Origin of the sequence: Phascolarctobacterium succinatutens YIT 12067 (assembly GCF_000188175.1) — a bacterium.
Taxonomy (GTDB): domain Bacteria; phylum Bacillota; class Negativicutes; order Acidaminococcales; family Acidaminococcaceae; genus Phascolarctobacterium_A; species Phascolarctobacterium_A succinatutens.
The window spans coordinates 1-23,048 of sequence record NZ_GL830864.1; the positions used below are offsets into that span (position 1 = coordinate 1).

The 23,048-nt window shown below is 49.7% G+C and carries 22 protein-coding genes, 1 tRNA gene and 1 riboswitch; all 23 genes read right to left on the reverse strand.

Going from position 1 to position 23,048, the window contains the following annotated elements; all coding sequences use genetic code 11:
- Window positions 1-276: 276 nt before the first annotated feature.
- On the reverse strand, window positions 277-1,989 hold the full coding sequence (locus HMPREF9443_RS02890) for a B12-binding domain-containing radical SAM protein (protein WP_009145009.1): 1,713 nt from the start codon (window positions 1,987-1,989) through the stop codon (window positions 277-279).
- Between the two features lie 74 nt (window positions 1,990-2,063).
- Window positions 2,064-2,150: transfer RNA gene (locus HMPREF9443_RS02895), tRNA-Leu, on the reverse strand.
- Between the two features lie 89 nt (window positions 2,151-2,239).
- A complete protein-coding gene (gene pepF, locus HMPREF9443_RS02900; protein ID WP_009145010.1) occupies window positions 2,240-4,066 on the reverse strand; it encodes an oligoendopeptidase F in 1,827 nt (608 codons plus the stop codon).
- Window positions 4,067-4,092: 26 nt separating this feature from the next.
- The gene (locus tag HMPREF9443_RS02905) at window positions 4,093-5,784 is read right to left on the reverse strand and encodes a carboxylesterase family protein (protein ID WP_040564919.1); all 1,692 of its coding nucleotides are present in this window, start codon (window positions 5,782-5,784) and stop codon (window positions 4,093-4,095) included.
- 140 nt (window positions 5,785-5,924) lie between these two features.
- Window positions 5,925-6,485, reverse strand: a complete 561-nt coding sequence (locus tag HMPREF9443_RS02910; protein WP_009145012.1) for an NUDIX domain-containing protein — start codon at window positions 6,483-6,485, stop codon at window positions 5,925-5,927.
- A gap of 9 nt (window positions 6,486-6,494) precedes the next feature.
- Window positions 6,495-8,195, reverse strand: coding sequence for a DNA repair protein RecN (gene recN / locus HMPREF9443_RS02915; protein ID WP_009145013.1), 1,701 nt, complete (start codon window positions 8,193-8,195; stop codon window positions 6,495-6,497).
- Between the two features lie 15 nt (window positions 8,196-8,210).
- Complete coding sequence (gene argR / locus HMPREF9443_RS02920; protein WP_009145014.1) at window positions 8,211-8,660, reverse strand: arginine repressor; 450 nt, start codon at window positions 8,658-8,660, stop codon at window positions 8,211-8,213.
- A gap of 273 nt (window positions 8,661-8,933) precedes the next feature.
- Complete coding sequence (locus HMPREF9443_RS02925) at window positions 8,934-9,794, reverse strand: NAD(+)/NADH kinase (protein ID WP_009145015.1); 861 nt, start codon at window positions 9,792-9,794, stop codon at window positions 8,934-8,936.
- 1 nt (window position 9,795) lies between these two features.
- Window positions 9,796-10,620 carry a TlyA family RNA methyltransferase gene (locus HMPREF9443_RS02930; RefSeq protein WP_009145016.1) on the reverse strand — a complete coding sequence of 275 codons (825 nt, stop codon included), beginning with the start codon at window positions 10,618-10,620 and terminating at the stop codon, window positions 9,796-9,798.
- Window positions 10,617-12,509: a 1-deoxy-D-xylulose-5-phosphate synthase gene (dxs, locus tag HMPREF9443_RS02935; protein ID WP_009145017.1), complete on the reverse strand. Its 1,893-nt coding sequence runs from the start codon at window positions 12,507-12,509 to the stop codon at window positions 10,617-10,619. Before dxs ends, HMPREF9443_RS02930 begins: the two co-directional genes overlap by 4 nt.
- A 2-nt stretch (window positions 12,510-12,511) precedes the next feature.
- Entirely contained in the window at window positions 12,512-13,387 is an 876-nt protein-coding gene (locus tag HMPREF9443_RS02940) for a polyprenyl synthetase family protein (RefSeq protein ID WP_009145018.1), read from the reverse strand.
- Window positions 13,387-13,644 carry an exodeoxyribonuclease VII small subunit gene (gene xseB / locus HMPREF9443_RS02945; RefSeq protein WP_009145019.1) on the reverse strand — a complete coding sequence of 86 codons (258 nt, stop codon included), beginning with the start codon at window positions 13,642-13,644 and terminating at the stop codon, window positions 13,387-13,389. The genes HMPREF9443_RS02940 and xseB overlap by 1 nt, the downstream gene beginning before the upstream one ends.
- A gap of 3 nt (window positions 13,645-13,647) precedes the next feature.
- On the reverse strand, window positions 13,648-14,853 hold the full coding sequence (xseA, locus tag HMPREF9443_RS02950; protein ID WP_009145020.1) for an exodeoxyribonuclease VII large subunit: 1,206 nt from the start codon (window positions 14,851-14,853) through the stop codon (window positions 13,648-13,650).
- Window positions 14,846-15,802, reverse strand: a complete 957-nt coding sequence (locus HMPREF9443_RS02955; protein WP_009145021.1) for a Kae1-like domain-containing protein — start codon at window positions 15,800-15,802, stop codon at window positions 14,846-14,848. Before HMPREF9443_RS02955 ends, xseA begins: the two co-directional genes overlap by 8 nt.
- Window positions 15,799-16,263, reverse strand: a complete 465-nt coding sequence (gene nusB / locus HMPREF9443_RS02960; RefSeq protein WP_009145022.1) for a transcription antitermination factor NusB — start codon at window positions 16,261-16,263, stop codon at window positions 15,799-15,801. Before nusB ends, HMPREF9443_RS02955 begins: the two co-directional genes overlap by 4 nt.
- 98 nt (window positions 16,264-16,361) lie before the next feature.
- Window positions 16,362-16,589 (reverse strand): DUF2273 domain-containing protein, encoded by a 228-nt coding sequence (locus HMPREF9443_RS02965; protein WP_009145023.1) that lies wholly within the window; start codon window positions 16,587-16,589, stop codon window positions 16,362-16,364.
- Window positions 16,590-16,601: 12 nt separating this feature from the next.
- Entirely contained in the window at window positions 16,602-17,123 is a 522-nt protein-coding gene (gene amaP / locus HMPREF9443_RS02970) for an alkaline shock response membrane anchor protein AmaP (protein WP_009145024.1), read from the reverse strand.
- 5 nt (window positions 17,124-17,128) lie between these two features.
- On the reverse strand, window positions 17,129-17,749 hold the full coding sequence (locus tag HMPREF9443_RS02975; RefSeq protein WP_009145025.1) for an Asp23/Gls24 family envelope stress response protein: 621 nt from the start codon (window positions 17,747-17,749) through the stop codon (window positions 17,129-17,131).
- A 285-nt stretch (window positions 17,750-18,034) separates the two neighbouring features.
- Window positions 18,035-18,442 (reverse strand): CGGC domain-containing protein, encoded by a 408-nt coding sequence (locus HMPREF9443_RS02980; RefSeq protein WP_009145027.1) that lies wholly within the window; start codon window positions 18,440-18,442, stop codon window positions 18,035-18,037.
- Window positions 18,439-19,335, reverse strand: coding sequence for a 4-hydroxy-tetrahydrodipicolinate synthase (gene dapA / locus HMPREF9443_RS02985; RefSeq protein ID WP_009145028.1), 897 nt, complete (start codon window positions 19,333-19,335; stop codon window positions 18,439-18,441). The genes HMPREF9443_RS02980 and dapA overlap by 4 nt, the downstream gene beginning before the upstream one ends.
- Before the next feature lie 251 nt (window positions 19,336-19,586).
- Window positions 19,587-20,807: an aspartate kinase gene (gene dapG / locus HMPREF9443_RS02990; protein ID WP_009145029.1), complete on the reverse strand. Its 1,221-nt coding sequence runs from the start codon at window positions 20,805-20,807 to the stop codon at window positions 19,587-19,589.
- Window positions 20,808-20,918: 111 nt separating this feature from the next.
- Window positions 20,919-21,956 carry an aspartate-semialdehyde dehydrogenase gene (locus HMPREF9443_RS02995; protein WP_009145030.1) on the reverse strand — a complete coding sequence of 346 codons (1,038 nt, stop codon included), beginning with the start codon at window positions 21,954-21,956 and terminating at the stop codon, window positions 20,919-20,921.
- Between the two features lie 20 nt (window positions 21,957-21,976).
- A complete protein-coding gene (gene dapB / locus HMPREF9443_RS03000) occupies window positions 21,977-22,747 on the reverse strand; it encodes a 4-hydroxy-tetrahydrodipicolinate reductase (protein ID WP_009145031.1) in 771 nt (256 codons plus the stop codon).
- Window positions 22,748-22,840: 93 nt separating this feature from the next.
- A riboswitch (Lysine riboswitch) is annotated at window positions 22,841-23,006 on the reverse strand.
- Between the last annotated feature and the right edge of the window lie 42 nt (window positions 23,007-23,048).

Sequence of the window (23,048 nt, forward strand, 5' to 3'; positions counted from 1 at the left end):
TCGCGTCGACTTGTATATAATACCATGTGACCTGCATTATGTCAACATCTTTTTTGTTACTTTTTAACATTTTTTCGTGAAACACGTGGCTCTGTATTCAAAAGAAGTATCATGTATACACGCTTTAAAGCACCTAAAATTTCTTCAAAAAAATCTCAAAAAAAGTTAAAATTTCTACCGAAAAACGGTAAAATCTGCGTATATTTCTCCAAAAAAACGAGCTGACTCAAGAATTTTTTCTCTCGCCAGCTCGTTTTTTATTGTACTAATACTATTCTATTTTACTTCAATTGGCAGCTTAATCAGCTTCTGCTGCTCGCCGCTGTTATCCAACATCACAAAAATTTCTTCTGCATTACCGGTTTCCCAGTCTGCTTTAAATAATTCAATCGGATACAACTTATGGATTTGTCGCCAGCTGCTGAATTTATATGCAGGAATATATCGACGCACCTTTTCCTCATCACGCCAAAAAGCAGAAACTACCTCATAAATTGCCTCCGTCTGCCACTTCAGCCACTCCGGACGCCATTGCGGTATCTCGCAGAATACGTCAAAACGCAGAATCTCCAGCAATTCCGTTTGCTGCTCTACATAGTTTTCTTCTATAAACTGCTTTAAGATAGCTGCGACACCCTTATCATTATGCGTCTGCGGATAGAAGCCTGCCTTCACCCACCACTGCGTCAGCTGTTTATAAAAAGCAAATGCCGTCATACCGGAAGCACGCAGCAATGCCCTCAGCGTATACTTAAAGCCACCGCTGTTGGCCGTCTGGTCCAGAATATTATCCAAGTGCTTCAAATACAGCATATCCTCATATGGCATATACTTAGTCGCCAAAATCTCATAAGGCGGTTCGTCCATATAACGCAAATCATGCTGCTCTGTTTCCCTGCGCATCTGCGTACCAGGCAGAACCTTTAAAAAGCCCAGCTGCAGCATATCCGCACCCAAACCGTAAACATCATCAAAGGATTTAGCAAAGGTCGGCAAATCCTCATAAGGCAGGCCGGCAATCAAATCAACATGGATATGCATATTACCGAAGGACAGCAGACGTTTGACATTTGCTGCCAGCTTCTCCCAGTTATCCTGCCTGTTGATGGCCTTTAATGTAGGCTGATGCGTGCTTTGAATGCCGATTTCCAGTTGGAAACGTCCCTTAGGCACCGTCGCCAGGAAATCCATAACGCGCTCTGACAGTATATCGGCCTTAATTTCAAAGTGAAAGGTAGCATTTGTATCAGCCTGCGCCAGATGCTGCATCATCGGCAGAAAGTATTTTTCGTCCAAATTATAGGTACGGTCGACAAACTTCACCAACGGCACACCTGCAGCGATAAAGCGGTCCAAATCGCGCAGCACCAGCTCCAGCGGACGCTTGCGCACAGAGCGCGAAATGCTGGACAGACAGTAAGCGCAATTAAAAGGACAGCCACGCGTGCATTCGTAATAAACTATTTTATGCTCTGCCAGCATTTTTTCCAGATCAGGATACGGAAACGGCAGCAGGGACATATCTTCTATTACAGTAATGCCTCCGTTCAGGTTCACCTGCTCCCCTTCGCGATACGCAATATGCTGAGAGACAGCGCCACCGCCAGCCAAATACTGCAGCAGCTCGCTGAATACCAGCTCGCCCTCACCCTGCACGATATAGTCTGCCTGCGGCAGTTCCGCAAAAATTCTCTCCGCATCGAATGCTACCTCAGGTCCACCAATCACGATTGCAGCCTGCGGACGCAGCTTGCGCAACATACGGATCAGCTTAAATACGAACGGCTTGTTCCAAATATGTACCGAAAATCCGTAAACCTGCGCCGGCACTGCCATGATTTTTTCCAGCACCGCCAAAATAGGCGTGTTAATAGTTTCTTCTATCAGTGTTACCTCATGTCCCTGCGTTTTGGCATATTCGCCGACGTAGCGCAGGCCAAGACCCGTATGAATATATTTACTGTTAATTGCGCTTAATACTACTTGCATTTCCTTGCTCCTCAAATTTTTAACCACAAATACAGAAAAAGCTCTACAACCGAAATTGTAGAGCCTAAATTTACTGGTGCCGAAGGCCGGACTCGAACCGGCACGAGCGTGAACCCGCTTGATTTTGAGTCAAGTGCGTCTGCCAATTCCGCCACTTCGGCATAAGTTCCAATCACTCGGAACAATAGTAATTATACTCGTTTCTTAAAGCTTTGTCAATAGCCTTATTTAAAAATTCTTATAGAGAGGATTACTTTCCCAACAGTGCCTTCAGCTCCTTGAGCTTAGCAGCAAACTTCTGCAAAGTTACGGTTACAGGCTGCGGCGTATTCAGATCCACGCCGGCGTTCTTCAGGATGTTCAGAGAATAATCGCTACCGCCCGCATGCAGGAAGCCCAGATATTTTTCCACTGCTCCCGCTTCGCCGCTTAAAATTGCGCTGGCGAAGGCGGTCGCTGCACTGTAGCCTGTTGCGTACTTGTACACATAAAACGGCGTGTAGAAGTGCGGTATGCGTGACCATTCGCTTGCCAGTTCCTTGTCCACAGTCAGCGCCGGGCCATAGTAATCCCTGTTGCTCTGCAGCCAGTATTCCTCCAGCTTTTCGGCCTGCAGTGAACGGCCTGCTGTGATCTCGCCGTGAATATATCTTTCGAATTCCGCAAACTGCACCTGTCTGTAGACTGTTGTGCGCACTGCCTCCAAAAACTGATTCAAAAGATAAATCTTCTGCTCCGCCGTAGCATGCTTCAAGGTATGCTCCAAGAGCAGGTTTTCGTTCGTCGTGGACGCAACCTCAGCGCAGAAAATCGTATATTCCGAATTAACGTAGCTCTGTGCCTGGCTGCTGAAATAGCTGTGCATAGCATGGCCCATTTCGTGCGCGATGGTAGAAATGCTGTTGTAGCGCGCCTGATAATTGAGCAGCACAAAGGGATGCACGCCGTACACGCCCCAGGAATATGCACCGGAGCGCTTGCCCTTGTTTTCGTAAACGTCAATCCAGCCTTCGGTCATGCCTTTGTGGAGTGCCGTCAGATATTCCTTGCCCAACGGTGCCAGTGCCTCCTCAACCTTAGCGCAGGCCTCCGGGAAGCTGCAGGCAAAGCTATCGCCTGCGGTGGAAATAGGCATATACATATCATAGTAATGGAATTCATCTACTCCAAGTACATCCTTCTTTAATTGGATGTATTCATGCAGCGGTGCAAAATTATCATGCACGGTATCAATCAGTCCGTCGTAAAGACTGGACGGAATATTATCCTCTGCCAACGCTGCTTCCAGTGTATCTTTATAGTTATGCACGGTAGCATAAAAATATCCGGTGCGCGCAGAGCCTGTGAGCGTTGCTGCCAGGGTATTGCGGTATTGATGATAGGTATTCATCAGGCCGGTAAAGGAATTTTTACGCAGCACACGGTCAGGCGATGTCATATTCAGCAGATAGCAGCCTTCGCTGACGTTTGCCTTATTGCCCTGGCCGTCGGTAATCTCCGGGAACTGCATATCGGCACTCACAAGTGCGCGGAAGGCCGCTGCCGCCGTGCCTGTTGCCAAATGGCTTTGCGCAAAAACAGCCTCTTTATCTGCAGACAAAACATGGTCTGATAAACGAACCATATTTTCAATATAAAAACGGTATTCTGCCAATGCAGGCTCTTCGTCCAGCATTTGCAGCAGTTTTTCCTTACCTAAGGCCAGCATTTCCGGCTCTACAAAAGCATTAGCGTTACTGAAGGCTGCCGCCATACCTTCAGCCTCGCCTGCGAGCGCCTGCAGCTTCTGGTCCGTATTATCCGCATCCTGCTGCAAGCGTGCGTAAGCGTAAATCTTATCCAGCAGCTTTGCCAACTCTTCCTGCAGCTTTAAGGCTGCACAGACTGCGGCTGCAGTATTCAGTTGGCCCTGCATAGCCTGCAGCTGCGGCAGCTTGCTCTTATATTCTTCGCAGGCCGCCTGCCAATCATTTTCACCGGCATATATATCGCTTATATGCCATTTGCAGGCTGTCGGAATCTGCTCTCTTGCAACATTGCTGCCATGAAGCGGAGTAGTATTTTTTTCTTCTGTCATTATCAATCAGCTCCTTATAAAACTGCTTATTTAGGCCACAGGCTGGGATTGCCGTATTGAGCATCCAGCTCGTCACTGAACCAGCGTCCGTTCAGCACATTATGAATGATATAATTTTTGCTTTGCTCATTGATGCTCTTGTCATTAGCCATCTCTGCCAAAATACCGGCATAGCTTACTCTACTGTTGATACTGCTGATGCGTGCATGCTGACGGTTGGCATCCCATACAAGTTCCGGACGGTAGGTGGGATTCCATGCCTGCCACGTTGTTCCCAAAGCCGAAGTATTAGGATTACCGGTACGCACAAAGGCTGCAATCGAATCAATAAATGCTTTGCTCAGTTCCTTGGAGCCTGCCTGCTCAAAGGCATCGGTATTTTTGGTATAGCCGTAGCCCTGATCCGTCAGGAAGGGCTGGAAGATGCCATGCAACGCACCGTTACGCACCATATATTCCTTGCCGACAACGTCAGCAGTATGAGCAAAGGCAAAGCTGCAGACATACATATCTGCCTTATAATGCGGATACAAAACCTCGGCAGACTGCTGGCCGTTGAAGAAGCCATACAAAGCACTGCCGTATTTATTGGCAAATTTAAATTCACTCGTAGTCTTATAATCGTTGTTGATTAAGCCAAGACGATCCTTAAAGAAAGGATCACGTGCAGCAAAGGAGCTGAACTCGTCAGCACTTGCCAGCATCAGCAGCGGTACGCTGTAGTAATGCTTCGTAGCAAAGCCTTCTATCGGCAGCACCTCTCCATCGCCGTAAAGATGCGGAAATGCGCTCATGCGGATGACAGCGCCTGCCATCACCGGCGCCAGACGCTCTGCCGGTATTGCCTGCAGATATTGACGCACAGCCTTTTTATCCTTGCCGTTGTCACTAAGCAGCCAGTTTTCGGCGTTAATCAGGTTATTCTGCTTACCATCCTCTACCACCATCGGTGCTAATTTCTGCGCGATAGTTTTTTGACTCTTGGCAGCATCGGCAACAGTCAGACCGCCGCTGAAGGAAATAGCCTTATCAAATTTATTTTTGAAAACAGGCGAAATCAGCATCGCCATAACATCACGTCCACCGGCGGAAAAACCGGAAACAGTAATATTCTTGGCGTCACCACCGAACTCCTTGATATTTTCGCGTACCCAGTCCAAGGCTGCAGCCTGGTCAAGGAAGCCGAAGTTACCGCTCTGTTCCTTCTTGTTACCATCTGCCAGAGCAGGCAGATTATTAAAGCCAAAAAGTCCCAGGCGATACTGTACGGAAACATAAACCATGTTGCCTTCCTGCGCCAGCCTGTTGCCCTCCATCAGATGGCTGTTGCTGGCCTGATTATTGCCGCCGTGAATATAAACCAGTACCGGCAGATTCTTTTCCTGCGTATCCGGGCGCACAATATCCAACGTCAGCATGCCCTCCTGCCCAAGCACCTTTTTGCCGTTGTATTGGATATTCGCCGGTGCAGCCTTGGTGCAGTCCAAAATTCCCTTATGCTTTTTAGCCTGCTGCGCCTCACGCCAGCGGTCAGCGCCCGTCGGCTGCTGCGCATACGGAACACCCAGCCATTGTACTACCTGATGCTTGTCGTCATAAGCACCGGCAACAACACCCTGCTGGGTTTTTACTTCATTATTAAAATTGGCAGCCTCAGCAGCAGTTGTAAAAACGCTTGCCGCTAGCAGCGAAGCAACCACATATTGCATCTTTTTCATCTGTATCATCTGCTCCCTCATAGAAATTTATTAAACACTTACTTTCTATTATAAAGAAGTAGCGCCAGCTTGACAAGCTACGGCACGAAAAAAGAGGCTGCCTTCTCAGCAGCCTCAAATAACTATTGTGATTGACTTTTTCAAATTACCTTAGCAGCATAAAGAGCGCACAGGGTTTTGGCATCATACAGCTCGCCGTCGGCAACCATGCGACGCAGCTCTGCAGGAGTAAAGGCCTGCACGCCGATGAATTCGTCCTCATCGGTATGCTGAGCAAACTTTTGCAGTCCCCAGGCCTTATATAAATGGATAATCTCATCAGAAAATCCCGGCGTAGTCGCAATGCTGATCAGCTGCTGCCAATGCTCTGCGTCATAGCCTGTTTCCTCGCTCAGCTCACGCTTCGCGCACTCCGCAGGATCCTCATCCGGACCATGGTCAAGCTTGCCTGCCGGAATCTCCCACAGCAATGTACCAAGCGGATAACGGCACTGCTTTACCAGCACCACGCTTCCGTCAGCCAGCACTGGTACAATCGCCACTGCGCCCGGATGACGGATATATTCACGCGTTGTATCATTACCGTTCGGTAGCGTTACGTGGTCACGCTGCACCTTCAGCAGGCGGCCGCTAAAGACCTCCTCATTGCTTCCAGGTACATATATTTCATCTAAAGCCGCCTCATGAAATTTTTTCAGCATTATCTTACCTCATTTCTCCTGCAGTTGCTTCAAGCTGCTTTTTATCTGCTCCGCACCCTGCAGCAGCTCGGTAGCACTTTCAAAGGCTGCCCTGCTGGCAGTTGCGCCTGCCGTCATGCGCACCAGCTCCTGCAGACGTCCGTTATAATCAAGCGTTGTCAGCTGCGTTACCGTGCGTCCGTCAGTACTTTGCTTCTCAATATGAATATGATTATCCGCAAAGGCAGCAATCTGCGGCAGATGTGTAATACACAGCACCTGGCCGACACCGGAAATAGCAGCAATTTTTTCCGCCATCTTCTGCGCCGTAACGCCACCGACACCGGTATCAATCTCGTCGAATACCATCGTAGCAACATCGCCGCTGTTCATCAGCACAGTCTTAACCGCCAAAGCAATACGGCTCAGCTCGCCGCCGCTCGCTACCTTTTCCAGGTCATTCAGCGGTTCGCCCATATTCGCACTGAAAATAAATTTCAGCTCATCACGGCCCAGCGGCATAAACTTATCCAGCTGACCGCACTTTATCTGCAGCACACCGTTAGGCATCGCCAAATCGCGGATATGCTGCGTAATACGCTGCGCCAACGCCTTGGCGCTGGCTTCACGCAACTGCGTCAGCACTGCGGCAGCACGTCCCAAACGCACAACCGCTTCCGCTACCGCCTTCTGCGCCTGCTCTAAGAGCTTTGCAATCTGTTGCAGCTGTTCCAGCTTTTCCTGCGTCTGCTGCAGATATTCCAACGCCGACTGTGTACTGCCGCCGTACTTCTTCTGCAGACGGTAAATAATATCAAGGCGCTGCTGTACCTGCGCTGCACGCTCACCGTTAAACTCACTGCCTGCCATATATTCGCTCAGCTCCGTGCGGCAATCGTCCAAGCTGATCCAGGCACTGTCAGCACACTCTGCCAACGGCGCCAGACGGCTGTCGTAGCGTGCCGCATACTGCAGCTGGTCGCGCACTCGCGCCAGACGCGAAAGAATCGCGTCCTCCTCATCAAGCTGCTGATAAGAGCTGTCAACAGCCTTCATAATGCGCTCACTGTTCTGCAGCAGGCGTGCCTCCGCCTCCAGGCCATCTTCCTCACCAGGCTTCAAGGCAGCGTCCGAAATCTCCTTGATTTCCCAGGCGTAACGATCCAGCAGCAAATCCTGCTGCTCATTTTCCTGCTCCAAATTGCTCAAATGCTTTACCGCAGCAGTATACTCGCTGTAAAGCTGCTTATACTCCTGCAGTGCCTGCGCCAGCTTCGAACCGCCAAAAGCATCTGTCAGATGCAGCGGCGCATCCGGCTTCAGCAAGGCCTGGTTCTCGTGCTGGCCGTGAATATCCACCAAACGCGCACCGATAGCCTTCAGCACAGCCAAAGGCACCTGCACGCCGTTGATATAAGCGCGGCTCTTGCCCGCAGCACTTATCTGACGCTTCAGAAATAAATCCTCCTCCGGCTCCAGACCGTGCTCCGCCAGCAGCGCTTTAATCTCCTGCTGACCGCTCACGTCAAAAACAGCCTGCACCCACAGTCCGTCAGTACCGCTGCGCACATAATCGGCAGAAGAGCGCCCGCCAAGCACCATGCCAAAGGCATCTATCAGAATAGATTTACCGGCACCGGTTTCGCCTGTAAAAACATTGAAGCCGGGGGTAAAATCAGCATGCGCGTCCTCTAATAGTGCAAAATTGTGAACATGCAATGATTGCAGCATAATCCCTTGCCTCGCTTATCTGTAATTCTTGAAGCGTTCCAGCAGAGTGATTACAGCTTCTTTATTTGGCAGAGCAATGAAAACGGTGTCATCACCGGCAATAGAACCAAGAATCTCCGGCCATTTCATGTAGTCTACGGCAAAGGCAACAGCCTGCGCTGTGCCCGGCAGCGTGCGGATTACCACCATGCTGTCGGAAGCACGTACACTTACGATAGAATCGTTGAAGGTACGCTCCAGACGCTCCATGGTCAGCATCGAGCTGTGCTCCTTCGGATAAGCATAGTGATAATGTCCGTTGGCATCCGGCACCTTGACCAGCATCAGTTCCTTGATATCACGCGAAACCGTAGCCTGCGTAACATCAATGCCCTGATGACGTAAAGCGGAAGCCAAATCCTCCTGCGTTTCAATTTTATTGTTGTCAATAATCTCTTTAATTTTAGCGTGTCTGGTCATTTTCATAGTCAATCACCTCTAAAAGCAAAATATTTCTATGTCGTACTTTCCTATAATCATGATACTTCTATAAAGGTTATGATTTATAGTAATGCCTTACGTATTTATTTATGGATGACGTATACGGTGCCTTATCATGCGCCGCTACGCCCTGTACATCTATCCTTCGTTTACGTCACGGCACACGAGAAGGCACCGGAGACGAAGAAGGGCGACGATGGCGTACTACTGCTACGTCGAGGGCCCTGATGAAGTATATGGTGCATTATCGTGCGCCGCCTATAAATTGCGCATTAATTTTTGTTGCCAAGTCTGATAATAATCGCGTCGCGTAAGTCTTACAAACTTCATCTCATAAGGCGATTTGGCGATATGCACACTGGTATCGTTAGGCACCTCTATAACATTTTCGCCGTCAGCCGAAAGCAGCATTTCCTCACTGCCTGGAATCGGCCTGAGCTCTATTGTTTCCGACATAGGAATAACAAGCGCTCTGTTCGTCAGCGAATGTGCGCAGACAGGAGTAATGACGCTGACATCAAGCTCCGGCATAACAAGCGGTCCGCCTGCTGAGAGAGAATATGCCGTAGAACCGGTTGCCGTTGCGATAATCAGACCATCTGCCGCATATTTACCGGATAAACGTCCGTTAATAAAAAGCATCATATGCGCCAGCTTGCTGAACATGCCCTTAGCCAGAACTAAATCGTTGAGCGCATGCGCCGTAGCAAGCAGCTTATCGCCGCAGATAACTCTGGCCTGCAGCAGACTGCGGCTTTCCAGCGTATAGTTGCCCTGTGCCAGACGGCTGATAGCCTTATACATACCCTGCAAATCAATCTCTGCCAAAAATCCCAGCTTGCCAAAGTTGATACCGAACGCAGGCACATCAAGTGGCGCAAGGTGACGCGCCATCTGCAGCAGTGTACCGTCACCGCCGAGACTAACACCATAGTCCAGTGTTTTCAGCGTTTGCGGCTCACTTTTATTGTAGCTGCTCACGCCATACTGCTGCGCCACCTCCTCAGGCAGCACCGGTTCAAGTCCCCAGTCCTTGCAGAGCTGAACAAATTCCGGCAGAGCGATACGGACGTTTTCTTTACCCAGATTGGGAAAAATCCCTAAACGTTTCTTTTGCATCTCATGCCTCTGTCTTTTCTGCTTTCTTATCTAAGTCGCCATGACTGCGGCCTACAAGCTGTGCTACCTGCTCGCTGCTTACGGCATCGTCGTCACCCAGCGTCAGGTGCAGCAAATATTCAATGTTACCCTCAGGTCCCTTGATAGGAGAAAAATCCAGACCGGCAATACCGAAGCCTTCGCTCTTGGCGAAACTGATAACGTTATTGATAACCTGCTCATGCACGGCAGCATCACGTACAACGCCCTTCTTGCCGACATTTTCCTTGCCTGCTTCAAACTGCGGCTTGATTAAAGCCACTACAAAGCCTTCAGGCTTGAGAATTTTATGGACCGCAGGCAAAATTTTATCCAGCGAAATAAAAGCTACGTCGATGGTAGCAGCATCAACCTGCTCGGGCAGGCTGTCTGCTTCCAGATAACGCACGTTGGTACGCTCCATGTTCACTACGCGCTCATCGTTGCGCAGCTTCCACGCCAGCTGACCATAGCCCACGTCTATCGCATAAACCTTCGCCGCACCATTCTGCAGCGCACAGTCGGTGAAACCGCCGGTAGAAGCACCGATATCGGCAACAACCTTGCCTTCTACGCTGATGGGGAAAATCTGCAAAGCCTTCTCCAGCTTCAGGCCGCCGCGGCTTACATAGGGCAGCTTATTGCCCAGCAGACGGATAGTAACCTCCGGTGCTACCGGTGTCCCCGGTTTATCTATTTTCTGTTCATTGACCAATACCTGTCCTGCCATAACCGCAGCCTGCGCCTTGGCACGGCTTTCAAACATACCGCGGTTAACTAACAGAACATCAAGTCTTTCTTTTTTCACTCTTCTTCACCCTTTACAAATGCTGCAGCCTTGGCAGCAATGGTTGGCGTATCCAGTCCCAAATCACGGAACAGCAGCTTTTTGTCGCCATGCATAACAAATTCGTCAGGAATGCCGAAGCAACGTACTTCACACTGCTCCAGCAATTTATTTTCATTAAGCTCTTCCAGAATTGCGCTGCCGACACCGCCTGCCAGTACGCCTTCTTCCAGAGTAATAATCTTTCCGTAGCTTTGCGCATGCTCACGCAAGAGTTCAACATCCAGCGGTTTGGCAAAACGCATATTCACAACACCTGCGCTGATTCCCTGCGCTTCCAGCAGCTCCGCTGCATCAAGAGCAGTCTGCACCATGCTGCCAATCGCCCAGAAGCAGACATCCTTGCCTGTACGCAGCACCTCTGCCTTACCAATCGGCAAATCCTGCCACTGCGTATCCAGCGCAACGCCCACACCGCTGCCGCGCGGATAGCGCACGGAAACAGGTCCGTCAAAATCAAGCGCTGTTTTCAGCATGTGCTGCAGTTCATTCTCATCCTTCGGCGCCATAATGGTCATGTTAGGAATGCTGCGCAGATAAGCGTAGTCAAAAACGCCATGATGCGTATAGCCGTCATCACCCACAAGACCGGCACGGTCCAGACACAGCGTTACGTGCAGCTTCTGCATGCAGATATCGTGCATGATGGAGTCATAAGCACGCTGCATGAAGGTAGAATAAATTGCCGCCACAGGCTTCATTCCGGCAGCAGCCATGCCTGCAGCCGCAGTAACCGCATGCTGCTCGGCAATACCAACATCAAAGAAATGATCCTTATGCGCCTCGGCAAAAATATTCAAGCCGGTGCCGTCAGGCATCGCAGCAGTAATACCCACGATTTTATCGTCGATATCAGCCAGTTTAGTCAAAGTTTTACCAAAAACCTCGGTATAACTTACGGGTGCATTCGGATTAGTAATCTTTTTGCCGGTAGCAATATCAAAGGGGCCTGTACCGTGGAACTTATTGGGGCTTTCCTCGGCAGGCTTATAGCCCTTGCCCTTTTTCGTCAGCACATGTACCATAACCGGTCCGTCAATCTTTTTTGCAGCCTGCAGCACATCCAGCAGGCCATCCAGATCATGTCCGTCAACCGGTCCCAAATAAGTAAAGCCAAGCTCTTCAAAAATAGAGGTCGGCACCATCAGGTATTTTACGCTGCCCTTCAGGCGGCGGATAGCCTTCAGCACATCACTGCCGAATTCCATATTTTTGAGCCAGCCCTCAATATCATTTTTAATTTTGTTATAGGTTTCGCCTGTACGCAGCTGGTAAAGATATTCGCTCATCGCACCCACGTTTTTGGAAATAGACATTTCGTTATCGTTGAGCACGACAATCATATTCTTATGCAGCATACCGGCGTTGTTCAACGCCTCAAAAGCCATACCGCCGGTCATGGAGCCGTCGCCGATAACGGCTACGACATTATAATCCTCACCCTGCAGGTCGCGGGCGCAGGCCATGCCCAGAGCAGCGGAAATAGATGTACTGGAATGACCGGTACCGAAGGCATCATGCTCGCTTTCGCTGCGCTTAGGAAAGCCGGAAAGACCGCCGTATTGACGCAGCGTAGGAAATTGCTCCCTGCGTCCGGTGATAATTTTATGGATATAGGCCTGGTGACCTACGTCGAATATAATCTTATCTTCCGGCGTATTGAAAACCTTATGCAAGGCCAAAGTCAGCTCTACCACGCCCAGATTCGGCGCCAAATGGCCGCCGGTGTGCGAAATAACGCTGATTAAAAGCTGTCTGATTTCCTTAGCCAGCTGCTCCAGCTGCGGCACGGAAAGCTTTTTGACATCAGCCGGTGAATTAATTTTATCTAAAAATTTATTCTCTGCCATAATTACTTCTTTCTGTCAGTCATCAGGCGAGTAATTTCACGTAACGGCTCTGCGTTCTCGCCAAACATTTCCAGACATTCCAAAGCCTCTGCCACAGTCTTTTCTGCCAACTCGTGTGCTGCCTGCAGGCCGTACAGTGTTACATAAGTAGATTTGTGGTTCTTGGCATCGCTGCCTACCGGCTTGCCAAGCTCCTCCTCAGTACCTTCGACATCAAGGATATCGTCGGTAATCTGGAAGGCAAGTCCCAGCAAATCAGCAAATTTGGTAAGAGCCAAAAGCTGCTGGTCATTAGCACCGGCCAGATGCGCACCGCCGCGAATAGCAGCAATAAAAAGCGCACCGGTCTTGCCCGCATGCAGTTTGCGCAGCTCCTCCGGCGTAATCTTTTTGCCTTCAAATTCCAAATCAAGGCCCTGGCCGCCAACCATACCGAAGTTACCGGCACACATAGCCATTTCGCGTACAGTTTCAATCAAAACTTTAGGATCAACATTCTTCTGTTCCAGCATTACCTCAAATGCCAAAGTGAGCAGGCCGTCACCGGCAAGCACTGCCATAGCTTCACCAAAAACCTTATGATTGGTCAGACGGCCGCGGCGATAATCATCGTCATCCATGCACGGCAGGTCATCGTGAATCAGAGAATAGGTGTGAATCATTTCCAGACCGCAAGCCACGGGCAAATAATTGTAGCCCTTACTGCCCACAGCCTCTGCCGCAGCCATCAGCAGAATCGGACGAATGCGTTTACCGCCTGCCATCAGGCTGTATTCCATAGCTTCATCTACCTTGGAAATACCCTTTTTGGCAATTCTGTTCTTCAAATAGTTTTCTACCAGTTTTTGCTGGTTAGCATAATAAGCTTTAAAATCCATTATTTTACCTCCAAATCCTGGAATGTTTCTAATTTATAGCCAACGTCGTTACTGTCGGTAACAACGATTTTATCAACCTCCTGCTTCACTGTTTCCAGTCTGCTGCTGCAGACACGGCTCAGCTCCACACCGTATTTAAACACCTCCAGAGCCTTGTCCAAAGGCAGCTCGCCGCTTTCCAGAAGCTGTACCTGTGCTTCCAGCTCGCTTAAGGCATCTTCAAACTTAATGTTCTTTGCAATCTTTTTCGTTGCCATCCTTTACCGCCTTTCTACCTGCTGCACAACTGAGGTTATCACACCATCTGCTACTGTTGTCAGCAGCTCGTCGCCCCATCTGAGGTCATCAACACTGCTTACCAGCGTATAATCGGATTTTTGGCTCACTGAATAGCCTCGTCCCAAAACAGCCAGCGGACTGAGGCTATCCAGTCTTGCCGCCGCCAGCGCCAGCTTATGCTCATCCTGCTGCAGATGCAGCTCTAAGGCCTCACGCAGTCTGCGCGAAGCAGTATCAAGACGCTGCGCCTGGTCGGCAAAAAGCCTTTCCGGGTCACGCAACGCCCACGAATTAACTAAGTTGTCCAATCTGCGCTGCTGCTGCGTAAGCAAAGCCGACAACAGACTGCGCGCACGCTGCTCCAGATAGACAACGCGCTGCTTGTAGCCTTCAACATCAGCCACCACCAGTTCCGCGGCCTGCGACGGTGTCGCAGCCCTCACGTCGGCAGCAAAATCGCACAGCGTAAAATCTGTTTCATGACCTACGGCGCTGACTACCGGAATTTTGGAGGCAGCCACCGCTCTTACGGTAATTTCTTCGTTAAAGGCCCACAAATCCTCGATAGAACCGCCGCCACGTCCTACTATCAGAACATCGGCCAGTTTTTTACGGTTAAAGAATTCAATCGCTGCAGCAATTTCCGCCGCAGCTCCCTCACCCTGCACCTTGACAGGATAAAGCAAAAGCTTTATGCCCTGATTTCTCCTTCGTGACACTGTTATGACATCACGCACAGCGGCACCTGCAGGAGAGGTAATAATTCCCACGGTACGCGGATGCAGCGGCAGCTGCTGTTTACGCTCAGGCGCAAACAGGCCTGCACGCTCCAGCTTCTGCTTGAGCTTTTCGTAAGCCTGCATCAAATCGCCCACGCCCTGCTGCAGCAGTAAATCGGTATACAGCTGATAAACGCCGTCGCGTTCATAGACTGCCAAGCGCCCTACGGCAACAACAGTATCGCCGTTCTGCGGCTGAAAGCGCAGATTAACAGCCTTACTGCGGAACATTACGCATTTGAGCACCGCACCAGCATCCTTCAAAGTAAAATAGCAATGACCTGAAGGATATCGCTTAAAATTAGAGATTTCACCGACAACCTGCAGATTACGCAGCTCCGGCTCCTGCTCCAGTATATGCTTTATGAAATTATTTATTTCGCTTACCGAATAAACAGCTTCAGTCATTTTTCTTATGTAATCTCCAGGCAACAGCGGCACAGCCACTGGCATTATCACAGCTGAAGCGACCTTCAGGCACCCACAGGCGCACACGGCGCTTCGCCAGCTTTTCTTCAACATGCTTGCGGATGTACTTGTTGGAGCCGACGCCGCCAACCAAAATAACATCTCGCACACCATATGCCGCTGCACCGTTGCGCAGCAGACGGGCAAAGGTTTCCGCCAGCGTATGCTCCACACCCAAGGCCAGAGAGGCAGCATTTGCCCCCGCCTCCAGCTTGCGCATAGCGGCAGTTGCAGGTCCCGATAAGCTCACATCCAGCTTACGCACGGACACCGGCAGCTCCAGCGGTTTCTCCGCCTGTTCTGCAAGCTGCTCCAGTGCCGGACCTGTCGGAAACTGCAGTCCCAACGCCACACCGATGCGGTCAACAAACTGACCGGCGTGCAAATCGAGGCTGCCGCCAACCTGCGTCAGGTTATAACGGCTGTCTTCACGGCGTTCGCACAGCAGCAAATCGGTAGTACCGCCGCTGGCATGCAGCAGCAAAAAGCGCTCCGCCTGCGGACCGCCTGCCGACCAAAGACCGGCCTCCAAATGATTTTCCTGGTGGCTGATGACCTCCAACGGCACCTTATAGGCAGCCGCCAGGCTGCGAGCAACGCTCATGCCGGCAAGAAACGCCGGCATATAGGAGTCCGCAAGCGGACGCGGATAACCGCTGACACCAATCGCTGCCAAGGTGCAGTCCTTGTCGGCAAACACCTCCTCCACCAAGCGCGGCAGATTGCGTGTATGCTGAAAAACCATCTCGGACTGCTGCAGGCCGCAGCGTCCCGGCTTAACGCTTAAAATCTGTCTGGCCTCGGCAAGCAGGCTGCCATCCTCCGCCAAAAGAGCGGCAGAGGTAGTATAACAGCTGGTATCAATGCCTAAATAAACCTTTTGGCTCATTTTCTTGCCAGCTTACCTAAAACACCGTTAATAAAGCGCGGAGATTCTTCGGTTCCATAAGCCTTGGCAATCTCCACTGCCTCATTGATAGCAACACCTGCAGCCAGGGCAGGCTTTTCATGGCGCATTTCAAAAACTGCTACGCGCAGGATATTTCTGTCGGTAGCAGGCATACGCTCTACTGTCCAGTCGGTTGCACAGCTGTTCAAAGTCGCATCAATAGCTTCTTTGTTTTCTACAACACCGTTAACAAGCACCATAGAATACTTCTTAACATAGTTTCTGGCACTTGCTGCCCCCAGCTCCTTATGCTGGTCCAAAGCCTTGTCTACCGCAGCCTCCGGATGCAGCTCCTCGTGCTCATCTAAAGCTGCGTCAACAGCCTGTTCTACCTCATTACCGGTAAAGTCTATTTGGAATAACGCCTGTAAGGCAACCTCTCTTGCAAGTCTACGAATCATTTGCACACTCTCCTTGTATAAAAAATTTTAATAAATATCTTGTATGATGATGTATTCAGATTAGGCAGATGGTGCCTTATCTTTTGCCGCCACCGCCGTTATCTGTGATAGCCGGGAGGCAACAACCTATCCAACCACTCCAGCAAATCCTCTTTCTTATCCAGCTTGTTGCCGATAAAAAAGCCCAAGCCGATGCAGATCATCAGAAACAGTGCCTGAAAAAATCCCAGCCACAGCACAACCACGCCAATAAACAGGCCAAACACCGAGCAAAGCAGACGGCCGCGATAATTATTCCAGATATCATTAAGAATATCGTTAAACATAGCTTCTGCCTCCTATTCTTCCTTTGCTTTAATCTGTTTGAAGAACAGCTCTATTTCCTTAACCTCAATGCCAGTAACCTTTTTGATGGTTTCACGGACGTTGGTCTTAATCTCACCGGAGGTTTCCGGAATATTTATGCCGGGTTCAATCGAAGCATTAATGCGTACATCAATGCATTGATCCTCCAACTTCACAATAACCTTTACATGATGGATGCCGTATATTTCCTGCGACAGAACAGCAATATAATCCTCTAATGCGCCCTTGCCTACAAGCACCTTGCCCTTATCGCTGTCACTCAGCTTCAGCGAGCTTACGCCAGTCAGTCCCAGGCCGGTGATCAGCAGGCGTACGCTCACCAGCAGCATAATCACACCGCCGACAGCATAAACCCAGTTGCCCGGGATATGGCTGATAAACGCTACCATACCTGTATCAGAGAAAACGCCCAGGCTGCACAGCAGCGTCAGCACTGAAGCTACCGTCATCAATATCGTATACAGCGTCAGGATAATTCTATCCGCAATACCCATAACAGTTAATCCTCCTCTAAAAACTTCCTATGCTTTTCATCCATGTCTTCCTCCGGCGGCAGCTCAAAATCATGGTTATCATGGAGATTAACCAACTGCTGCTCAAAGGAATTGGCCTCCGTTGCTTCCGCACGCTTAGCCTGCGCCTGCAAAATCTCTGCCATATCTACATCAGATGAGCTTTCCTTTTCCAGCTCGCTTTCACGCCTCTTGGCCACGCCTTCGACATTGACATCGACAAACTGCACCTCGTAACCGGTCATAGCCTCAATGGCATCTTTAACCTTTTCCTGCACCTCCAAAGCAATCTCCGGAATGCAGCAGCCGTATTCAATAACAATATACACACTGGCATTTACCGTCTTGCCTTCAAAATGCAAATGTACGCCCTTAGAAGCGTTCTCCTTGCCCAAGAAGCGGTTAATGCCATCTGTCAGGCCACCGCTCATGCCTACAACTCCCGGCACCTCCTGCGCCGCCAGGCTGGCAACGATACAGATAACCTCGTCGGCAATACGTATATCACCATATTCTTCCTTGTCCTGTGTTTCCGCTGCTTCGGCAGCAGCTTCAGCGGCTTCTGCAGCCTTGGCCCTGATAGTGTCCTTTATATTTTTTTCTTCCATATCCGGCACCTCCTGCTCGCTTACGTGCCGGCAAAAGCGCGACAGCGTAATGAAGACAGTTATACATTATTATCTTCTTATTATAACACATTTTATACAATCCGTATGCATAAAATGTATAAAAAATAAGTGCTAAAAATGTATATGATAAGATTCTGTTTTTTCAATCGCTGTATCTGAACAAGGCAGGCCAAACAGAGAAATTAGCTCCTTATACGCAATATAAAACACCCTACGCACTGCCAACGGCAATACGCAGGGTGTTTTCATTTGCTTATACAAAGCTTATGCAAAATCCTTGTAGATACCTTCCTCACGGCGTCTGGTTGCCGTTTTGGAAACGTAGGTACCATGAACAATATTGGTAAGCTTCTTCTTCGCTAAAATCTTTTGGATGTAATCAAGATGCGGGCAAGGCGGCTTATGCGAATTATCCGATACCATGCAGGTAGAAAGATGCACGCAAATCTCTTGTCCATCCTCTTTAAAGCGGCGCAGGCGCTTCGCCAGGTTCTCCAGCTTAACCGTCAGCGCACCGCCGGAGCAGCCACCGCAGGTGAAGCTCATGTAATGCGTATCCTCTGGATAACCGGCAAACTTACCCTCGCGACTGTAAAAAGCGTGCGTACAGTTGTAGCCGCAACAACGCTGCTGCACCGTATCACACTGGATAATTACTACTAGCTTGCTCATCTTATCATGCCTGCTGCTTTTAAAGCTGCATCAAGCTTAGCCTCAGCGGCAGCGCTGATAGGAGTCAGCGGCAGACGCGGAGCACCTGCTTCAATACCGGTAACCTTGGTAACGGCAGCCTTAATAGGAATCGGGTTGCTTTCTATGAACATAGCCTTAGCCAGCGGTACCATAACCTTGTTGAGGTCAGCGGCATCCTTAACGCGACCTTCGCTGTAAGCCTGCATCAATTGCTGCAGCAGGTTGCCGTTAACATTGGCCAGAACGGAAATCAGACCGCAGGCACCAACGGACATGAACGGCAGAATCAGGCCGTCATCACCGCTGTAAATGGAGAAATCTTCCGGCAGTACACGATACAGCTCTGCAGTCTGTGCTACATTGCCTGCTGCCTCTTTGATAGCCACAATGTTGCTGAAATCTGCTGCCAGACGTGCAACAGTTTCCGGAGCAATGTTGCCGCCGGTACGTCCCGGAACATTATAAACGATAATCGGCAGCTTAGTAGCCTTTGCTACGGCTGCAAAATGCTGATAATAGCCTTCCTGAGTCGGTTTGTTGTAGTACGGTCCGACTACGAGCACGCCGTCTACACCGCAGGCTTCCATTTTCTTAACCAAATCAATAGTGCTGGCAGTACAGTTGGTGCCTGCACCGGCAACAATCTTGGCACGGCCGTTGACACGAGCAACGATGGTCTGCATGAATTTAATTTTTTCATCCATGTCCATGGTTGCAGCTTCACCGGTAGAGCCTTCTACTACCAGGCCGTCACTGCCGTTAGCCAGCAGCCAGTCAGCAAAATCTGCACCGGCTGCATAATTAACGCTGCCATCAGCGTTGAACGGCGTAACCATTGCCGTTAATAATCTGCCAAAATACGGTTTTTTCATTGTAATTCCACCTCTTAAAACTAATAGAAACTAAAATTCTCTATGATATATTGCTTATTATCTAAATGATTTTATATTTTTTACGACGTACTTCACGTACGTCGAGGAGACATAACAACGCAGGCGGTGCTTTATTTCCTCTTTACCCTAACAGGCTGTGGAGAAAGTGCCGGATGCTAGGCGCGTTGACGACGGCGTACTAACAGTACGTCGAGGAAACACAACAACGCAGACGGTGCTTTATACACAGACTATAACTTGAAGGCCTCGTGGAGCGCCTTCACCGCCTCCACCAAATGCTCCTCTTTAACAATCGCGGAAATCGTAGTATCGCTGTCCACAGTCTGCAGAATAGCAATATTATGGCTGGCAAGCGCACTTACAAAGGTAGCCATAATGCCAGGCACACCACGCATAGCGCTGCCGACAACGGAAACCTTGCCGCAGCCTTCGTTCAGCGTATATTTAAAGCCGCTTTCATTAAGCACCTTGCAGGTGTGCTCTACGTCCGGAGAGAATACTGCAAACATTGCTTCCTTCTCCGACAGGTTCAGGCAGCCTACGCTGATGCCTGCATCCGCCAAATCTTCGAACAGATTACGGCCTGCAGTAATATCCTGCGGGTTCAGGTCAATGCGGAATTGTGCCAGATCATTAAGATGAGCTACACCGCTGGCGCAGGATTCGTTAATCGCAATTTCGCCACCGTTACCCTGACCGATGCGTTCGCTGGTAATCAGAGTGCCGGGAGCATCGCTGAAGGTGGATTTAACATACATGGGAATATTGCTGCCCATGGCAATTTCAACGGCACGCGGATGAATAACCTTAGCACCGTTCTGCGCCATCTGGCAAACCTCAGCATAGGAAATCTGCTGCAGAATATTAGCCTTCTCGACAATACGCGGGTCAGCAGTCATGATGCCCTCAACGTCTGTATAGATTTCCACAAAATCAGCCTTGAGTGCAGCGCCCAGTGCAGCAGCAGAAGTGTCGCTGCCGCCGCGACCCAAGGTCGTAAATTTATAGTTATTTTCCGTCATACCCTGGAAGCCGCAGACAACCGGAATGATGCCTGCCTCCAACAAACGGATAAGACTGGAAGTATTGATATTTTTGATACGTGCTGCCCCAAACTGGGAATCGGTAATGATACCTGCCTGGCCGCCGGTAAGCGCCATAGCGTTAATGCCGAATTTTTGCAGGGTTGCCGCCATTACGCAGGAGGAAATGATTTCGCCGCAGCACATCATCATATCCATCTCACGCACATTAACGGAAAGGTTAACGTCCTTCAGTGCGCCGATAAGCGTATCGGTTGCGTAGGGAGCGCCCTTGCGTCCCATAGCTGAAACTACGACTACCGGGGAGTAACCGTTGCGGATAGCCTGCTGTACCTTGTTTTTAACTGCAACGCGGGCTTCCTCACTCGCGACGGAGGTGCCGCCGAATTTCTGCACAATGATTTTCATGTAAATTGCTCCTCATCTGTTTAAATTAAAATGCAAAATGTACCGGATGCCGGAAAGGCTGCGGCGTACAAGCTGTACGCCGTTTAGTCTTTACACCGCAGAGGTGCATTATTATTTTTCTAACCAGCCGTTTTTAATCATAACCTCAGCAATCTGCAGCGTGTTCAGCGCAGCGCCCTTGCGGATCTGGTCGCCTACTACCCACAGGTTAAAGGTGTTCGGATTGGACTCATCGCGGCGCAGACGGCCAACGAAGCAGTCATATTTTTCCGAGGTATATAAAGGCATCGGATAAATCTGATTGGACGGATCATCCATCATCTGAATTCCGGGGAAAGCGTTGATTGCAGCTGCCATATCCTTCAGCTCCAAATCATGCTCAAACTCAATGTTTACCGATTCGCTGTGGCTGCGGTATACAGGCACACGCACGGTAGTAGCAGTGATGCGCATTTCGTCATCATGCATAATTTTTCTGGTTTCGTTGATCATCTTCATCTCTTCTTTGGTGTAAAGATTATCAAGGAAAACATCAATCTGCGGAATCAGGTTAAACGCAATCGGATAATGCTTCGGCAGGCTTGCGGACGGAAGAATGTGTGCCTCCATCTCACGGCCCTCGCTGTAAGCCTTGGTCTGATCGGTGAGCTCGTCAATGCCCTCCTTACCGGCGCCGGAAACAGCCTGATAGGTAGAAACGACGATACGTTTAATGCGTGCCAGGTCATACAGCGGCTTCAATGCCATAACCATAATAATGGTAGAGCAGTTAGGGTTGGCAATAATGCCCTTGTGCTTCAGGATGTCCTCGGGGTTAACCTCCGGCACAACCAGCGGCACTTCGGGGTCCATACGGAAGGTGCTGGAGTTATCAATAACAACGGCACCGGCTCTCACAGCGTAAGGAGCAAATTCCTTGGAAACGCTACCGCCTGCGAACAAAGCAATATCAATGCCCTCGAAGGAGTCCTTGGTGGCCTCCTGCACAGTATATGTTTTGCCCATAAATTCAATCTGCTTGCCTGCGCTGCGCTTGGAAGCCAGCAGACGCAGTTCTGCAAATGGGAAGTTTCTTTCTTCAATAAGCTTCAGAAATTCAGTACCAACAGCACCGGTAGCGCCTAAAATAGCAACGTTATACTTTTTCATAAAATTCTCCCCCTCACTATTTAGAGTAATTTATCTAAGCCGTATACCAGGCCTGCTTGATCAACAATTTTGCGGCAGCCAAGCGCAACGCCCGGCATGTAACATTCGCGGTTAATCGGGTCGGTGCTGATTTTCAAAGTTTCTCCCTGACCGCCGAAGATAACCTCCTGGGAAGCAACGTAACCCGGCAAGCGGACACTGTGAATCTTCATGCCCTCGTAATCCGCACCGCGCGCACCTGCCATGGTTTCCTTTTCATCAGGATTACCCTGATGCATAGCCTTGCGCACCTCAGCAATTTTTTGTGCGGTGATAATTGCAGTACCGCTGGGAGCATCCAGCTTGTTATCGTGATGCTTCTCGATAATTTCCACATGCGGGAAATATTTGGCAGCCTCACACGCCAGCTTCATCATAACAACTGCACCAAGCGCAAAGTTCGGAGCAATCAGCAGGCTGGTGTTATGCTTGCGTGCCAGCTCATCAACCTCTTTTAAATCTGCATCGCTGAAGCCTGTAGTGCCTACTACAGCATGCACGCCAAGCGGCAGCATTTTGCGCAGGTTACCCATAACAACATCAGGACGGGTGAAGTCAACAACAACGTCCGGTTTGGCAGCCTCAATCGCAGCAACCAGGTCAGTAGTTACCTTAACGCCGTCACCCAGAGGCACGGTGCCTTCCTTAATATCAACAGCACCAACAAGCTCCAAATCAGCTTCGCTATATACCTTTTTACATACCTCGCTGCCCATACGGCCCAGCGCACCATTTACCAAAACACGAATCATGTCGTTCACTCCTTAATCATAAAAACAACCGTTGAGATATTTCCTTTGGATTCTATCTCAACGGTTAGCATGCTAAATAATATTCACACCCATAGCCGAGATAGCCCTCCGCTGCAGATGCAGCGACAGTCCGGCAGCTTTCACTGACGGCCCAGCACAACGACACGGCTGCCATTGCACTTCGGCGTTAGCCCTTTTGTGATGCTTCTCAGCTCCCGCTCCACAACCTACTCATGCTTTCCGCGCCTCTATCTTAATGGTTTGCTATTAGAAAAATTATATTACTGTTACTGCTATTTGT

Bases quoted from the DNA above. Each gene is read 5' to 3' on its own strand.
- HMPREF9443_RS02975 (WP_009145025.1), bottom strand. From the start codon at position 17,749: ATGGAAGAAAAAAATATAAAGGACACTATCAGGGCCAAGGCTGCAGAA.
- xseB (WP_009145019.1), bottom strand. From the start codon at position 13,644: ATGGCAACGAAAAAGATTGCAAAGAACATTAAGTTTGAAGATGCCTTA.
- HMPREF9443_RS02980 (WP_009145027.1), bottom strand. From the start codon at position 18,442: ATGAGCAAGCTAGTAGTAATTATCCAGTGTGATACGGTGCAGCAGCGT.
- argR (WP_009145014.1), bottom strand. From the start codon at position 8,660: ATGAAAATGACCAGACACGCTAAAATTAAAGAGATTATTGACAACAAT.
- HMPREF9443_RS02940 (WP_009145018.1), bottom strand. From the start codon at position 13,387: ATGGATTTTAAAGCTTATTATGCTAACCAGCAAAAACTGGTAGAAAAC.
- HMPREF9443_RS02890 (WP_009145009.1), bottom strand. From the start codon at position 1,989: ATGCAAGTAGTATTAAGCGCAATTAACAGTAAATATATTCATACGGGT.
- dapG (WP_009145029.1), bottom strand. From the start codon at position 20,807: ATGAAAATCATTGTGCAGAAATTCGGCGGCACCTCCGTCGCGAGTGAG.
- HMPREF9443_RS02965 (WP_009145023.1), bottom strand. From the start codon at position 16,589: ATGTTTAACGATATTCTTAATGATATCTGGAATAATTATCGCGGCCGT.
- dxs (WP_009145017.1), bottom strand. From the start codon at position 12,509: ATGGCAGAGAATAAATTTTTAGATAAAATTAATTCACCGGCTGATGTC.
- recN (WP_009145013.1), bottom strand. From the start codon at position 8,195: ATGCTGCAATCATTGCATGTTCACAATTTTGCACTATTAGAGGACGCG.
- HMPREF9443_RS02925 (WP_009145015.1), bottom strand. From the start codon at position 9,794: ATGCAAAAGAAACGTTTAGGGATTTTTCCCAATCTGGGTAAAGAAAAC.
- xseA (WP_009145020.1), bottom strand. From the start codon at position 14,853: ATGACTGAAGCTGTTTATTCGGTAAGCGAAATAAATAATTTCATAAAG.
- dapA (WP_009145028.1), bottom strand. From the start codon at position 19,335: ATGAAAAAACCGTATTTTGGCAGATTATTAACGGCAATGGTTACGCCG.
- pepF (WP_009145010.1), bottom strand. From the start codon at position 4,066: ATGACAGAAGAAAAAAATACTACTCCGCTTCATGGCAGCAATGTTGCA.
- amaP (WP_009145024.1), bottom strand. From the start codon at position 17,123: ATGGGTATTGCGGATAGAATTATCCTGACGCTGTATACGATATTGATG.
- HMPREF9443_RS02955 (WP_009145021.1), bottom strand. From the start codon at position 15,802: ATGAGCCAAAAGGTTTATTTAGGCATTGATACCAGCTGTTATACTACC.
- HMPREF9443_RS02995 (WP_009145030.1), bottom strand. From the start codon at position 21,956: ATGAAAAAGTATAACGTTGCTATTTTAGGCGCTACCGGTGCTGTTGGT.
- HMPREF9443_RS02910 (WP_009145012.1), bottom strand. From the start codon at position 6,485: ATGCTGAAAAAATTTCATGAGGCGGCTTTAGATGAAATATATGTACCT.
- nusB (WP_009145022.1), bottom strand. From the start codon at position 16,263: ATGATTCGTAGACTTGCAAGAGAGGTTGCCTTACAGGCGTTATTCCAA.
- dapB (WP_009145031.1), bottom strand. From the start codon at position 22,747: ATGATTCGTGTTTTGGTAAATGGTGCGCTGGGCCGTATGGGCAGCGAG.
- HMPREF9443_RS02905 (WP_040564919.1), bottom strand. From the start codon at position 5,784: ATGAAAAAGATGCAATATGTGGTTGCTTCGCTGCTAGCGGCAAGCGTT.